The organism is Rhodococcus sp. NPDC080181 (assembly GCF_040702225.1).
Lineage (GTDB): Bacteria > Actinomycetota > Actinomycetes > Mycobacteriales > Mycobacteriaceae > Rhodococcoides > Rhodococcoides fascians.
Genome location: NZ_JBFBKN010000001.1, coordinates 79331 through 92252, shown reverse-complemented (window position 1 = coordinate 92252; position 12922 = coordinate 79331). Strand labels below are relative to the sequence as shown.

The 12922-nt window shown below is 65.0% G+C and carries 14 protein-coding genes; 12 read left to right on the top strand and 2 right to left on the bottom strand.

Annotated elements, in window-relative coordinates; genetic code table 11:
• The first annotated feature begins 130 nt into the window (after positions 1-130).
• From AB0O58_RS00455 to AB0O58_RS00435, 5 genes are all read left to right on the top strand, one after another.
• Positions 131-2671 (top strand): bifunctional FO biosynthesis protein CofGH, encoded by a 2541-nt coding sequence (locus AB0O58_RS00455; RefSeq protein WP_256987586.1) that lies wholly within the window; start codon positions 131-133, stop codon positions 2669-2671.
• A gap of 36 nt (positions 2672-2707) precedes the next feature.
• Complete coding sequence (locus AB0O58_RS00450) at positions 2708-3463, top strand: hypothetical protein (protein WP_027498081.1); 756 nt, start codon at positions 2708-2710, stop codon at positions 3461-3463.
• Between the two features lie 114 nt (positions 3464-3577).
• Positions 3578-3901, top strand: coding sequence for a ferredoxin (gene fdxA, locus AB0O58_RS00445; RefSeq protein WP_027498080.1), 324 nt, complete (start codon positions 3578-3580; stop codon positions 3899-3901).
• Positions 3902-3905: 4 nt separating this feature from the next.
• On the top strand, positions 3906-5009 hold the full coding sequence (gene dapC, locus AB0O58_RS00440) for a succinyldiaminopimelate transaminase (RefSeq protein WP_363798627.1): 1104 nt from the start codon (positions 3906-3908) through the stop codon (positions 5007-5009).
• 261 nt (positions 5010-5270) lie between these two features.
• Complete coding sequence (locus AB0O58_RS00435) at positions 5271-5888, top strand: LysE family translocator (protein WP_032390332.1); 618 nt, start codon at positions 5271-5273, stop codon at positions 5886-5888.
• Between the two features lie 13 nt (positions 5889-5901).
• On the opposite strand, the gene AB0O58_RS00430 is transcribed toward AB0O58_RS00435, so the two are convergent.
• Positions 5902-6324, bottom strand: coding sequence for a hypothetical protein (locus tag AB0O58_RS00430; RefSeq protein WP_032400873.1), 423 nt, complete (start codon positions 6322-6324; stop codon positions 5902-5904).
• Between the two features lie 17 nt (positions 6325-6341).
• Between AB0O58_RS00430 and AB0O58_RS00425 the strand changes: the two genes are divergently transcribed.
• From AB0O58_RS00425 to AB0O58_RS00405, 5 genes are all read left to right on the top strand, one after another.
• The gene (locus tag AB0O58_RS00425) at positions 6342-7742 is read left to right on the top strand and encodes an acyl-CoA synthetase (protein WP_196251036.1); all 1401 of its coding nucleotides are present in this window, start codon (positions 6342-6344) and stop codon (positions 7740-7742) included.
• Positions 7743-7789: 47 nt separating this feature from the next.
• Positions 7790-8449: an SDR family oxidoreductase gene (locus AB0O58_RS00420; protein WP_283541925.1), complete on the top strand. Its 660-nt coding sequence runs from the start codon at positions 7790-7792 to the stop codon at positions 8447-8449.
• A 190-nt stretch (positions 8450-8639) separates the two neighbouring features.
• Positions 8640-9152 carry an OsmC family protein gene (locus AB0O58_RS00415; RefSeq protein ID WP_027498074.1) on the top strand — a complete coding sequence of 171 codons (513 nt, stop codon included), beginning with the start codon at positions 8640-8642 and terminating at the stop codon, positions 9150-9152.
• A gap of 4 nt (positions 9153-9156) precedes the next feature.
• Positions 9157-10455, top strand: a complete 1299-nt coding sequence (locus AB0O58_RS00410) for an O-acetylhomoserine aminocarboxypropyltransferase/cysteine synthase family protein (RefSeq protein WP_366237715.1) — start codon at positions 9157-9159, stop codon at positions 10453-10455.
• Positions 10452-10937: a CoA-binding protein gene (locus AB0O58_RS00405; protein WP_032365367.1), complete on the top strand. Its 486-nt coding sequence runs from the start codon at positions 10452-10454 to the stop codon at positions 10935-10937. Before AB0O58_RS00410 ends, AB0O58_RS00405 begins: the two co-directional genes overlap by 4 nt.
• A gap of 3 nt (positions 10938-10940) precedes the next feature.
• Here AB0O58_RS00405 and AB0O58_RS00400 read toward each other — a convergent pair whose 3' ends face one another.
• Entirely contained in the window at positions 10941-11702 is a 762-nt protein-coding gene (locus AB0O58_RS00400) for an SDR family oxidoreductase (protein WP_366237714.1), read from the bottom strand.
• 61 nt (positions 11703-11763) lie between these two features.
• Here AB0O58_RS00400 and AB0O58_RS00395 point away from each other — a divergent pair, with 61 nt between their 5' ends.
• Together AB0O58_RS00395 and AB0O58_RS00390 are read left to right on the top strand one after the other, a co-directional pair.
• Positions 11764-12348, top strand: coding sequence for a TetR/AcrR family transcriptional regulator (locus AB0O58_RS00395; protein WP_032390519.1), 585 nt, complete (start codon positions 11764-11766; stop codon positions 12346-12348).
• A gap of 140 nt (positions 12349-12488) precedes the next feature.
• Positions 12489-12920: a DUF1810 domain-containing protein gene (locus AB0O58_RS00390; RefSeq protein ID WP_032375462.1), complete on the top strand. Its 432-nt coding sequence runs from the start codon at positions 12489-12491 to the stop codon at positions 12918-12920.
• Positions 12921-12922 lie beyond the last annotated feature (2 nt).

Below are 12922 nucleotides of genomic sequence, written 5' to 3'. Positions count from 1 at the left end.
GTCACGGTACAAACCTAGCGCTGCCCCGTCGTGCGCGTTGTGCGCCCTTCCAGGTACGCAAAACGCGCACAAGGGCCGCAGGCCCACCCGCGGGTGGCACGTGCGTACCAAGAAGGCGCATGATCGACTGGTGACTTCGCAGCCTGATACCGCTCCAGCCGCCTCCGCCATGCGCCGCGTCCTGCGTCGCGCCCGCGACGGGGTGTCGCTGAACGTCGACGAGGCAACCGTCTTGCTGCACGCTCGCGGTGACGACCTCGTGGATCTGATGACGTCGGCGTCCCGGGTACGGGATGCCGGGTTGGAGTCGGCGGGCCGTCCGAAGACCGTGTCGTATTCGCGCAAGGTGTTCGTGCCCATCACGCGGTTGTGCCGCGACAAGTGCCACTACTGCACGTTCGTCACGGTGCCGGGCAAGCTCAATGCCGCCGGGCACGGGATGTTCATGGATCCCGACGAGATCATCGACGTCGCCCGCAAGGGTGCCGAGTTGGGCTGCAAGGAGGCGCTGTTCACGCTCGGCGACAGGCCGGAGGAGCGGTGGCCCGAGGCCAAGGCGTGGTTGGACTCGCGCGGCTACGACTCGACTCTGGACTACGTGCGCGCGATGTCGATCAGGGTGCTCGAGGAGACCGGCCTACTGCCGCACCTCAATCCCGGAGTGATGTCGTGGCAGGAGCTCTCGCGCCTCAAGCCGGTGGCCCCCTCGATGGGCATGATGCTCGAGACCACCTCGCGTCGGCTGTTCGAGGAGAAGGGGCAGGCGCATTACGGCAGTCCCGACAAAGATCCCGAGGTGCGGCTGCGCACACTGACCGACGCGGGCCGGCTCAACATTCCCTTCACGACGGGCATCCTCGTCGGCATCGGTGAGACGTTGCGGGACAGGGCCGAGTCCATCATGGCAATTCGTAAGGTGCACAAGTCTTTCGGTCATGTGCAAGAGATCATCGTGCAGAACTTCCTGGCCAAGTCCGATACCGCGATGCGGTCCGTGCCCGACGCGGGAATGGAAGAATTTCTGGCGACCATCGCGGTGACGCGCATGGTGGTCGGTCCGTCGATGCGAATTCAGGCCCCGCCGAACCTCGTCGCAGCGGAGGAGACCGCAGCGTTGCTCGGCGCAGGCGTCGACGATTGGGGCGGTGTCTCGCCGCTGACTCCCGACCACGTCAATCCCGAGCGGCCGTGGCCGAACCTCGACACTCTCGCCGAGTTGTCGGCGGCCGCCGGTTACACGCTCGTGGAACGTACTGCCGCGCAGCCGCAGTACGTGTTGGCCGGTGCACCGTGGATCGACCCGCGAATCTCGGCACACGTGCGGGCAGTGGCCGACCCGGAGACCGGGATGGCACGCGAGGGCGTCAACCCGACCGGTCTGCCGTGGCAGGAGCCCGACGAGGAATGGGAGTCCTCGGGACGGGTGGATCTGAACACCGAGATCGACACCGAGGGCCGCAACACCGAGACGCGCTCGGATCTGGCGAATGCGTTCGGCGACTGGGATTCCATTCGTGAGCAGGTGCGTGATCTCGCCGGGCTGGAGCGGGTGGATCGCGACCTCGTGTCGGCGTTGACGGCGGCTGAGAAGGACCCGGCCGGTCTGTCGGACGAGCAGTACCTCGCCCTGGCGACGGCCGAAGGCCCCGGCATGGACGCCGTTGCCGCGCTCGCCGACGATCTGCGTAAGCAGGTCAACGGGGACACCGTCACCTACGTGGTGAACCGGAACATCAACTTCACCAACATCTGCTACACCGGATGCCGTTTCTGCGCGTTCGCGCAGCGCAAGGGCGACGCCGACGCGTTCACACTGTCCACCACCGAAGTCGCCGACCGTGCGTGGGAAGCGCACGTCGTCGGGGCCACCGAGGTGTGCATGCAGGGCGGCATCGACCCCGAACTGCCGGTGACGGGATACGCCGATCTGGTCCGTGCGGTCAAGGCGAAAGTGCCGTCGATGCACGTGCACGCGTTCTCGCCGATGGAGATCGTCAACGGGGCCTCCCGCGGCGGCCAGTCGATCCGCGAGTGGCTCACCGAGCTGCGGGCCGCCGGCCTGGACTCGATTCCGGGTACCGCCGCAGAGATTCTCGACGACGAGGTGCGGTGGGTGCTCACCAAGGGCAAGCTGCCCGCCGCCGAGTGGATCGAAGTGATCACCACCGCGCACGAGGTGGGCCTGCGATCGAGCTCGACGATGATGTACGGCCACGTCGACAATCCGTCGCACTGGGTCGGGCACCTGAACGTACTCAAGAAGATCCAGGACAAGACCGGTGGATTCACCGAGTTCGTGCCGCTGCCGTTCGTGCACCAGTCGTCGCCGCTGTATCTGGCGGGTGCCTCGCGTCCCGGCCCGACCAATCGGGACAACCGTGCGGTGCATGCCCTGGCCAGGATCATGCTGCACGGCCGTATCGACAACATTCAGACGTCATGGGTGAAATTGGGAATCACGGGTACACAGGCGATGCTGAACGGAGGCGCGAACGATCTGGGCGGGACCCTGATGGAAGAGACGATCTCGCGCATGGCGGGTTCGCAGAACGGTTCGGAGAAGACCGTCGCGGAACTGCACGAGATCGCCGACGGCATCGGTCGACCGGTTCGTCAGCGCACCACTACGTACGGCCCGGCACCGGCGGTGTCGGTCGCCGGCCTGATCTGACCTACAGGTCTTTACCCGAAACGGAGTTTGCCCGACATGGACGACCGTCGAGTCGCCGCGGTACTGAGCAGTGCCGTCGCCATCATTCATCCCGTGCTCGACATCCTGGCCACACGTGACCCGATCGGACTGAAAGGACGGACGTTCCGCGAGTCCTCCGCGGACGATTCGACCCTCGACAACGTCATCGACTTCCTGGCCAAGGCGTTCGACACCACCGACTTCCCGGGTACCGCCGGCTGGGAGAAGCTCGACAGTGATGCTCGTTCGCAGTGGTGGGTCAATCGCATCGGAGCTCTCAACACTGTCGCCGTCGCCTTCCCCGGCGTCTTCGGCATCCTGGTCAACCGTTTGCCGATCCAGGATCTGCTCGGGTTCGCCAACCAGGCGATGGTGCTCGTCGCCGTGGCTCGCGAATCCGGAGTGACCGACCGCGAGACGCACGTGGCGCTGCTCGGGTCGGTGCTGTGCAAGCGTGACCTGACGTCCTTGGCCGACAGTGCTCCTGCGAAGAAGGAAGAATCGCCGAAATCCGGCCCGTTCGCACTGCTGCGCGGAATGTGGCAGATCGCCAACGTGCTGCGTGACGTGGCAGGCGAGTTGGAGAAGCGCCCGCATCCACGCGGGTTCTATCGGGTACTCGGAGCCATCCCGCTCGTCGGTGGCGTCGCCGGATATCTCGGTGAGCGGGGCGCACTGTCGCGCGCTGCCAAGCAGGGACGCAAGTGGCTCGCCGCCCACAAGACGGCGTCGGCTTCGGTGGCCCAGCCCGCGAAGCAGCTCCGGCGATAGCAGGCCGGAGCAGGTGAGGTCACCCTGGTCGGATTGTCCCAGGTTCGGACCGCGATACTAGGATGCTGAGGGCGCGAGAGCGCCCACGATCTATACAAGGAGGGGAGAGCAGCAGTGACCTACTCGATTGCAGAACCGTGCGTAGATGTACTGGACAAAGCGTGCATCGAAGAGTGCCCGGTGGATTGCATCTACGAGGGTAACCGAATGCTGTACATCCACCCCGACGAATGCGTCGACTGCGGAGCCTGCGAACCCGTGTGCCCCGTCGAGGCCATCTTCTACGAAGACGACGTGCCCGAGCAGTGGAGTGCATACGTCAGCGCCAACGTCGATTTCTTCGACGATCTCGGATCTCCCGGTGGCGCAGCGAAACTCGGCAAGACCGACTACGACCCGCCGTTCATCAAGGCTCTGCCTCCCATGGGCGAGAACTGACGCCTTGGCACGTAGAGCGGTGGCAGCGACGCTGCCCGACTTTCCGTGGGACTCGCTGACCGCTGCCAAGGAGAAGGCGTCGGCGCACCCGGACGGCATCGTGAATCTGTCCGTCGGCACGCCCGTCGACCCGGTCGCCGAGGTGATTCGGGTCGCGTTGAACTCGGTGGCCGACGAGCCCGGTTACCCGACGACCGTCGGTACCGCCGCGCTGCGGGAGGCCGCGGTGGCGTCGCTCGAACGTCGCTACTCGATCACCGGTATCTCGACCGACGCGGTGCTTCCGGCCATCGGCACCAAGGAAATGATCGCCTGGTTGCCGAGTCTGCTGGGTCTGGGTGCCGATGATCTTGTCGTCATCCCCGAATTGGCGTATCCCACATACGAAGTGGGTGCGCTGCTCGCCGGTGCACGAATTCTTCGTGCAGACGGACTGAATCGTCTCGGCCCCGAACGCGCCTCGCTGATCTTCGTCAACTCGCCGTCCAATCCGACCGGCAAGGTGCTCGGTATCGACCACCTTCGCAAGGTCGTGGATTGGGCACGAGAGCGCGACGCTATCGTCGTCTCCGACGAATGCTACCTGGGTCTGACCTGGGAAGCCGACGCCGTCTCGGTGCTCGACCCGCGCGTCTGCGACGGCGATCACACCAACCTCCTTGCTGTGCACTCACTTTCGAAGACGTCGAATCTGGCCAGCTACCGCGCCGGTTTCGTCACCGGCGACGCGGCCCTGATCGCCGAGTTGCTCGAGGTCCGCAAGCACGCAGGCATGATGGTGCCGCTGCCCATTCAGGCCGCCATGACCGCGGCCCTGGCCGACGACGAGCACGAAAACATCCAGCGAGAGCGATACCGCGCCCGTCGAACGACTTTGAAGTCTGCCGTCGAGGCAGCCGGATTCCGCGTCGACCACTCGGAGGCCGGGTTGTACCTGTGGGCCACCCGCGACGAGCCGTGCCGCGACACCGTCGACTGGCTCGCCGAACGCGGCATCCTCGCCGCACCGGGAGAGTTCTACGGACCGAACGGTGGCAAACACGTCCGCATCGCACTGACTGCGACGGACGAGCGCATCGAGGCTGCGGCGGCTCGCCTGCGCGGTTAGCCGAGCTTCCTGGTGCGCTGAGTGTTGTAGTGCGCTGAGTGTCCACTATTGAGCCTGGCGATCGGGATCCCGTCGCTCGACTCGAATTGTGGACACTCACCTCAGTTGGCTTCGGCCCCGCTGACGCCGCTGAAGCGTGTGAGCTCGAGGTGCGCTGAGTGTCCACTATTCGGCCCGATCGACGGGATCCCGGTTCTCGATACGAATAGTGGACACCGAGCTCAGTTGGCCCCTGCTCGGATCGGGTGTTCTCATGTACCCATGACCCTCAGCCTGCTGCTCAGCTTCGCCGGTGTGTGCTTTCTGCTGGCGATTCTGCCCGGGCCGGATTCGTTTCTGGTGCTCCGCTACAGCATCGGCGGCCTCAAGCCAGGCGTCGCTGCGGCGATGGGTGTCGCGATCGGCGGACTGTTCTGGGCCGTGCTGGTGGCCGTCGGGTTGGCGGCGATCGTCGAGCAATCCGCGACGGCATACCGCGTCGTCAAAGTTCTCGGTGGGTTGTACCTGCTGTATCTGGGCGTGAAGGCTTTCCGGGCGCGACGTAAGAACAAGGTGGACGGCGAGCCGCTCCTGCCTGTCGCTGCGTCCGCGTGGTCGGCGTTCGGTGCCGGAGTTCTCTCGTGCGCGCTCAACCCGAAGGTCGGACTGTTCTACCTCGCGGTGGTACCGCAGTTCCTCACCGTCGTCACGTTCACCGGTGCCATGACGCTCGGTCTGGTCGAGGTGGTTGTCGCTGCCGTGGTGATGGGAGTGTTCTCCGTTCTCGCCTCACGCGCTGTGACGCTGCTGCGTAAACCGGCCGTGACCGACTGGCTGGACCGCATCAGCGCTGGATTCCTCGTCGCCCTCGGAATCGGAACGGTGGCGTCTTCGGCCTAGTTGCGGTGGACCGTCAGTCGAGGTCCGGCTCCCCGACGTCCCATCCGCCGCGCCTGATGCGCAGGATGTAGACCAATTCGTTGCTGCCGAAGGCTTCGATGGTGGTGAAACGCTTCGGTTCGGCGTTGACCTCGGGGTTGCGCGCGTGCGCCTCCTCGTAGAGCTGAGTCGCTCGGAGGTCGGCCAACTCCACTCGCGTCCAGAAATCGTCGGACTGCACCGAGTAGACCAGTCGCGGCGCTCCGTCACTGACGTGCGCGAGGTCGATGTCCTCGTCGTCGGAGTCCTCGTCCTCGAGGTCCAGGTCGAGGTCGTCTTCGGAATCGACGTCCTGTTCGGCGTCGGTTCCGATCAGATAGACACCCGCCTGCAGGTCACCGGCGGCGACCGTCATGTACTCGGCGTAGTCGCCGGTGTCGATTCCGTCCACGTCCATGTCTGTACGGTAGCCATGTGCTGCTTCGTTCACTGAACCCACTCGCCGTTGCGCGGGGAGACGATATTCCCGACGCCGTCACCATCGACGGCATCTCGCTCTCTCGTGCCGACATCCTGGGAGCGGCGACTTCCGTAGCCGAGCGCATCGGCCGGGCAGATCGGCTCGCCATCCACGCGACGCCATCGGTGAAAACGGTCCTCGCCGTCGTCGGTGCGATGATTGCCGGAGTCACCGTTGTTCCCGTCCCACCGGATGCAGGCTCGGCCGAACGTGAGCACATCCTCCGCGATTCGGGTGCGCAGGCGTGGCTCGGCGAAGCGCCGCCGGACACCGCGGGTCTGACGGTTCTGCCGGTGCGTCAGCACGCACGGTCGTGGCACAGCTACCCCGAGCCGCAGCCGTCGTCGATCGCGTTCGTGCTCTACACCTCCGGCACCACCGGCCCACCGAAAGGTGTGCTGATTTCTCGCAGCGCCATCGCGGCCGGGCTCGACGCGTTGGCGCAGGCCTGGAGCTGGACGTGGAAAGACACTCTGGTGCACGGTCTTCCGCTGTTTCACGTGCACGGACTGATTCTCGGGTTGCTCGGCCCACTGCGAGTCGGCAGCCCGCTGATCCACACCGGCAAACCGACTCCCGAGCTCTATGCGGCAGCGCGGGGTTCTCTGTATTTCGGGGTGCCGACGGTGTGGTCGCGCGTCGCCGCGGATGAGACGTCCGCCCGCGCCCTGGCCCACGCCCGGTTGCTGGTGTCCGGCAGTGCGCCGCTCCCGGTTCCGGTGTTCGAGAAGCTGCGTGAGTTCACCGGTCAGGCTCCCATCGAGCGGTACGGCATGAGCGAGACCCTGATCACCATCAGCACCCGCGCCGACGGTGAACGTCGACCAGGATCGGTGGGACTGCCCGTCGCAGGCGTCGAGACCAGATTGCTCGGTGAGCAGGGCGACATCCTGCCGCACGACGGCGAATCCATCGGCGCATTGCAGATCCGCTGCCCTATGTTGTTCGACGGCTACCTGAACAACCCCGAGGCGACGGCGAAGACCTACACCGAGGACGGGTGGTTCGACACCGGAGACGTCGCGCTCATCGAGCCCGACGGGTTCCACCGGATCGTCGGGCGAGCCTCGACCGACCTGATCAAGTCCGGCGGGTATCGCGTCGGCGCGGGGGAGATCGAGACGGTGTTGCTTAACCACCCGAGCGTGGACGAAGTAGCTGTCGTCGGCCTGCCGGATGATGATCTGGGTCAACGCATCGTGGCGTTCGTCGTCGGTACCGAGGTCGAGGATCGAGTGCTCATCGACCTGGTGGCCACCGAACTGTCGATCCACAAGCGGCCCCGGGAGATTCGCGTCGTCGACTCACTGCCGCGCAATGCCATGGGCAAGGTGCAGAAGAAGCTCCTCGGCTGACTCCGCGTTGTGAGCGCGGGTCGGGTGAAACGCGCTAGCTTCGAGTCATGAACCTGGACGGCGCACGCATTCTCGTATTCGGTGCCAGTGGCGGGCTCGGCGGTCCGATCGTCGAGCAACTCGCGGAGGCCGGCGCGCGGCTTACCATCAGCGGACGCAGCCTCGAGTCCGCGGAGCATCACACGGTGAATGCCGATCTGACGCTCCCGGATTCGGCTCGCTCGGTGATCGCGCAGGCCGTCGACCACCACGGTGGGCTGGACGGGATCGTGATCGCCGCCGGTGTCGTGGCGTTCGGCTCGGTCACCGAGGTCGACGACGACACCGTCGACGAGTTGCTGCTGCTCAACTACCTGGCACCGCTGCGCATCATGCGTGAAGCGCTGACCACTCTGGATCAGGGTGGATTCGTGCTCAACATCAGTGCGGTGGTCGCAGACAAGCCGATGCCCAACATGGGTGCCTACTCGGCGAGCAAGGCCGCGGCGAGTGCGCTGGTGAAAAGTGTTCGCACAGAGGCCCGGAAGTCGAAGATCCGTATCGTCGACGTGCGGCCTCCGCACACCGAGACGGGGCTGGCGACGCGGCCGATCGCCGGGCAGGCACCGAAACTACCGCAGGGCCTGACGCCCGAGGCAGTGGCAGCACGGATCGTCGCCGCGATCACCGACGACGAAACCGACGTCGGCGCAGACCAGTTCTCTTAGGCTATTGTCGGCACCGTGACCGAGACACATGTGACCGACGCGGGCAGAAGGCTCGTGCGTCGTCGCACCATCGATCTGTGCCTGGTCTGCACTTCTTCCTGTTCGTAACTGTCGATCGAACCCAGCCCCGACGAGCTCCACGCGCTCCTCGGGTCGTTCCGGCAACCTCTTTCTACGAACAGGATCACTCATGACCACATCTGTCTCCCACCTCGGCGGCGTCATCGCTGCCACCGACGACGCAGTACGCGCGGACGCGAAGAACGCTCACGCTGTATTCCGTGCCTCCGCCACCGCGCACGATGCCGTCGCCAGCACCGTCACACTCGGCAAGTTCAGCGTCGAGGTCGACGAGCCGCCGGCCCTCGGCGGTGAGAACACGGCCGCCAATCCCGTGGAGTACTACCTCGCGTCGCTGCTGTCCTGCCAGGTGGTCACCTACCGCGTCTGGGCCGAGAAGCTCGGTATCGTCGTCGACGACATCAAGGCGAAGGCCGAGGGCGACCTCGACGTACGTGGCTTCTTCGGGTTCGACGACGACGTGCGGCCGGGATTCGGTGAGGTGCGCGTCGTCGTGACGGTCACCGGGCCCGAGACCCGTGAGCGGTACGAGGAATTGCAGCAGGCCGTGGACGATCACTGCCCGGTACTGGATCTCACGCGTAACCCCACGCCGATCCACACCGTCCTCGAAACGGCCTGACGTCATGAGCGAGCGAACATTCGGCCTGCGTACCAGAGCAATTCACGCCGGCGCGCGGCCCGACTCGGCAACCGGTTCGCGTGCGGTGCCGATCTATCAAACTGCGAGCTACGTGTTCGAGGATTCTGCTGACGCAGGGGATCTGTTCGCTCTGCAGAAGTACGGCAACGTCTACAGCCGCATCGGTAATCCGACGGTCGCCGCCTTCGAGGAGCGCATCGCGAGCCTCGAAGGCGGCATCGGGGCGGTCGCGTTCGCCAGCGGGCTCGCGGCCGAGTTCGCGGTGTTCGCCGCGCTGGCCGGCACCGGTGATCACATCGTCGCGGCAGCCGGACTCTACGGCGGAACCGTGACGCAACTCGACGTCACACTGCGGCGCTTCGGCGTCGAGACCACCTTCGTTCCCGGCACGGACCCGGCCGATTATGCGGCGGCGGTAACAGATTCGACCAAGTTGATCTACGCGGAGGTCATCGGGAACCCCTCCGGTGAGATCGCCGATCTCGAGGGTCTCGCCGCGGTCGCGCACGATCATGGGATCCCGCTGGTGGTCGACGCGACGATGGCGACACCGTGGTTGAGCCGGCCGATCGAGTTCGGAGCCGACCTCGTCATCCACTCGGCAACGAAGTTCCTCGGCGGTCACGGCTCCACGCTCGGCGGCGTCGTGGTGGAATCCGGTCGATTCGATTGGGGCCGAGGCAAGTTCCCGCAGATGACCGAGCCGGTGGCCTCGTACGGGGGCCTGTCGTGGTGGGGCAACTTCGGGGAGTACGGATTTCTCACCAAACTGCGCAGTGAGCAACTGCGCGACATCGGTGCAGCACTGGCTCCGCACTCTGCCTTCACGCTGATCCAGGGCGTCGAGACGTTGCCGCAGCGCATGGACGCGCACGTGGCCAATGCGCGCGTCGTCGCCGAGTGGCTCGAGTCGGACCCACGCATCGAGTACGTGAGATGGGCTGGATTGCAGCGTCATTCGCACCACGATCGCGCCGCGAAATATCTGCCCTCGGGTCCGGGCGCGGTGTTCGCATTCGGCATCGAAGGTGGTCGCGACGCCGGCCGAACGTTTGTCGAGAGCGTCCAGGTGGCCAGTCACGTCGCGAACATCGGCGACGTACGCACCCTGGTCATCCACCCGGCCAGCACCACCCACCGACAGCTCAGCGATGATCAACTGGCCGGCGCGGGGGTGGGGCCCGAACTCATTCGGATCAGTGTCGGCCTCGAAGACGGTGAGGACCTGCTGTGGGATCTCGATCAGGCCTTGACGCTGGCAACCGGGAAGGCGCGGTCATGAGCGAACGAACCTGGCAGGGACCCTCCGCTCAGGACCGTCAGCGGATCTTGCGTGAGACGAAAACCGTCGCGATCGTCGGTGCGTCCAAGAACCCGTCGCGAGCAAGCTATTTCGTCAATCGGTATCTGTCCTCGACAAGCAACTACGAAATATTTCTCGTCAATCCGACGGTCTCGGACATCGAAGGAACGACCGTCTATCCGACTCTCGCGGATCTACCGAAGAGTCCGGACCTGGTCGACGTCTTTCGCAAGTACGACGATCTCCCGGAGGTGTTGAGCGAAACCATTGCCGCGCAGGCGAAGACGATCTGGTTGCAGCTCGGGTTGTGGCACGAGCAGGTGGCCCACGACGCCGAGGCGGCGGGACTGAACGTCGTCATGGACCGGTGCCTCAAGATCGAACACGCCCGCTTCCACGGCGGACTGCATTTGGCCGGATTCGACACGGGAGTAATCGATTCGCGTCGAACGCGGGGTTAGAGGTCAGGCCTTCAGTAGGCGACCGCTGATCAATGCGGCCAACGAGCGTGGCGCGAGACGCACACTGCCGGCGCTGATCTTGTTGGACAGACCGGACACGACGCTGGCAGGGGTACGGCGAGAGTCCAAGGCGCGCATAGCCGTCGAGACCACCTGCTCGGAGGTCTGGAAGTTGCCCACTGCGGCATCCTCGGATCCGACGACGTCGAAGAACTCGGTGCGCGTCGGGCCGGGGGAGAGAGCGATGATCTTCAGCGGTGACGTGCGGTACTCGTAGGCGAGCGCCTCGGTGAAGTTCAGTACGAACGCCTTCGTCGCCCCGTATACCGCCATGTTCGGAGTGGGCTGGTACGCAGCGGTACTCGCGATGTTGATCAACGCTCCGGTCAGATTCGGCAGAAACGCATGTGTCAGATCCACCAGCGCGCTGACGTTCAATGCGATTTCCGACGCCACCCGCGCCGGATCCTCGTCGCGAAAGCGCCCGTGGGTCCCGAATCCTGCATTGTTGATCAGCGTCGTGGGTGTTATCCCTTTGTCGGCCAGTTTCTTTCGTAGTGACTCGCCGATGCCCGGTACGCCCAGGTCCATGGCGACGGCGGTCGCGGTGACGCCGTGGTCTGCTTCGATGCGGCGGGCAAGTGCCTCGAGTCGGTCCGCCCGGCGTGCCACGAGGACGACGTTCTCGCCGCGTGCGGCAAAGCGATGTGCGAATTCCTCGCCGAGGCCGGAGCTCGCCCCGGTGATGAGTGCTGTGGATGTCATGCGAGCAAATGTAGGCACTGTCAGCATTGTTGTCAACGCCAACATCGCCTAAGGTGAGTCCATGGCAACGGAGCGCTACCACCACGGTGATCTGCGCGCGGTGCTCCTGGAGGAGGCCGAGCGGAGCATCGCCCGCGACGGCGTAGATGCGCTGTCGCTGCGGCAGTTGGCCCGAGACGTGGGTGTCAGTCACGCAGCGCCCGCGCGCCACTTCCGCGACAAGCAAGCACTGCTGGATGCGTTGGCGCTGCACGGCTTTCAGGAAATGAATCGCCGAATGGTCGACGCGGCCACCGGGCCGGGAGAGCTGCTGGCCAAGTTTCGTGGTGTCGCCCGCGCCTACCTGGGTTTTGCAGTCGAACACCCGCAGCTCTTGGACGTCATGTACAGCACCAAGCATCACCCCGAGGCCAGCGAACAACTCAAAGACGTTGCGCACGAAAGCATGGCGGCGACGGAATCCTTGCTGCACGCTGCGATGGACGCGGGAGTCATCACCGAAGCATCGCCTGCCGTCCTCGCCCGCGTCGCGTTCGCGAGCGTCCACGGACTCGCCGTGCTCGCCGCCGGCGACCTCCTCGACGGCATGCCTGCCGATGACCTACTCGACGCCACGGTCGACACCCTGCTCCGCGGATTCACCTGACCGGGTCGTTCCGCAGGCTCCACTCCCAACCATCGGGTCATTCCGCAGGCTCCACTCCCGCCATCGGGTCATTCCGCGGGATCCACTCCCACCATCGGGTCATTCCGCGGGCTCCACTCCTGTGTCGCTAAGTTGTCGGTATGACCGAATACGACCTGCAACGCTTCGTCGACGCCCAGGATCCCGTCTGGAACGTCGTGGTCAAGGAGTTGAAGGCAGGTCGGAAGCAGACGCACTGGATGTGGTTCGTGTTTCCGCAGTTGGCCGGCCTGGGCCGTAGTGCCACCGCTCAGCACTTCGGCATCGCAGACCTGACCGAGGCCGAGCTGTACCTGTCCCACGAAGTTCTCGGGCCACGCCTGAAGAAAGCCGCGCAGCTCACTGTTGCGGTCGAGGGCAGCACGGTCGACAAGATCTTCGGTTACCCGGACAATCTGAAGCTGCACTCGTCCATGACGCTTTTCGCCGAAGCTACCAAGGGGCAGTCCGTTTTCGTCGAAGTGTTGCAGAAGTATTTCTCCGGCGAATTCGATGGCGCAACACTCGACTTGCTCGACGAGCGATACCGCTAGCA

Coding starts and splice junctions, on each gene's coding strand:
- AB0O58_RS00450 (WP_027498081.1), top strand. CDS start 2,708: ATGGACGACCGTCGAGTCGCCGCGGTACTGAGCAGTGCCGTCGCCATC.
- AB0O58_RS00435 (WP_032390332.1), top strand. CDS start 5,271: ATGACCCTCAGCCTGCTGCTCAGCTTCGCCGGTGTGTGCTTTCTGCTG.
- AB0O58_RS00430 (WP_032400873.1), bottom strand. CDS start 6,324: ATGGACGTGGACGGAATCGACACCGGCGACTACGCCGAGTACATGACG.
- AB0O58_RS00420 (WP_283541925.1), top strand. CDS start 7,790: ATGAACCTGGACGGCGCACGCATTCTCGTATTCGGTGCCAGTGGCGGG.
- AB0O58_RS00415 (WP_027498074.1), top strand. CDS start 8,640: ATGACCACATCTGTCTCCCACCTCGGCGGCGTCATCGCTGCCACCGAC.
- AB0O58_RS00410 (WP_366237715.1), top strand. CDS start 9,157: ATGAGCGAGCGAACATTCGGCCTGCGTACCAGAGCAATTCACGCCGGC.
- AB0O58_RS00405 (WP_032365367.1), top strand. CDS start 10,452: ATGAGCGAACGAACCTGGCAGGGACCCTCCGCTCAGGACCGTCAGCGG.
- AB0O58_RS00400 (WP_366237714.1), bottom strand. CDS start 11,702: ATGACATCCACAGCACTCATCACCGGGGCGAGCTCCGGCCTCGGCGAG.
- AB0O58_RS00395 (WP_032390519.1), top strand. CDS start 11,764: ATGGCAACGGAGCGCTACCACCACGGTGATCTGCGCGCGGTGCTCCTG.
- AB0O58_RS00390 (WP_032375462.1), top strand. CDS start 12,489: ATGACCGAATACGACCTGCAACGCTTCGTCGACGCCCAGGATCCCGTC.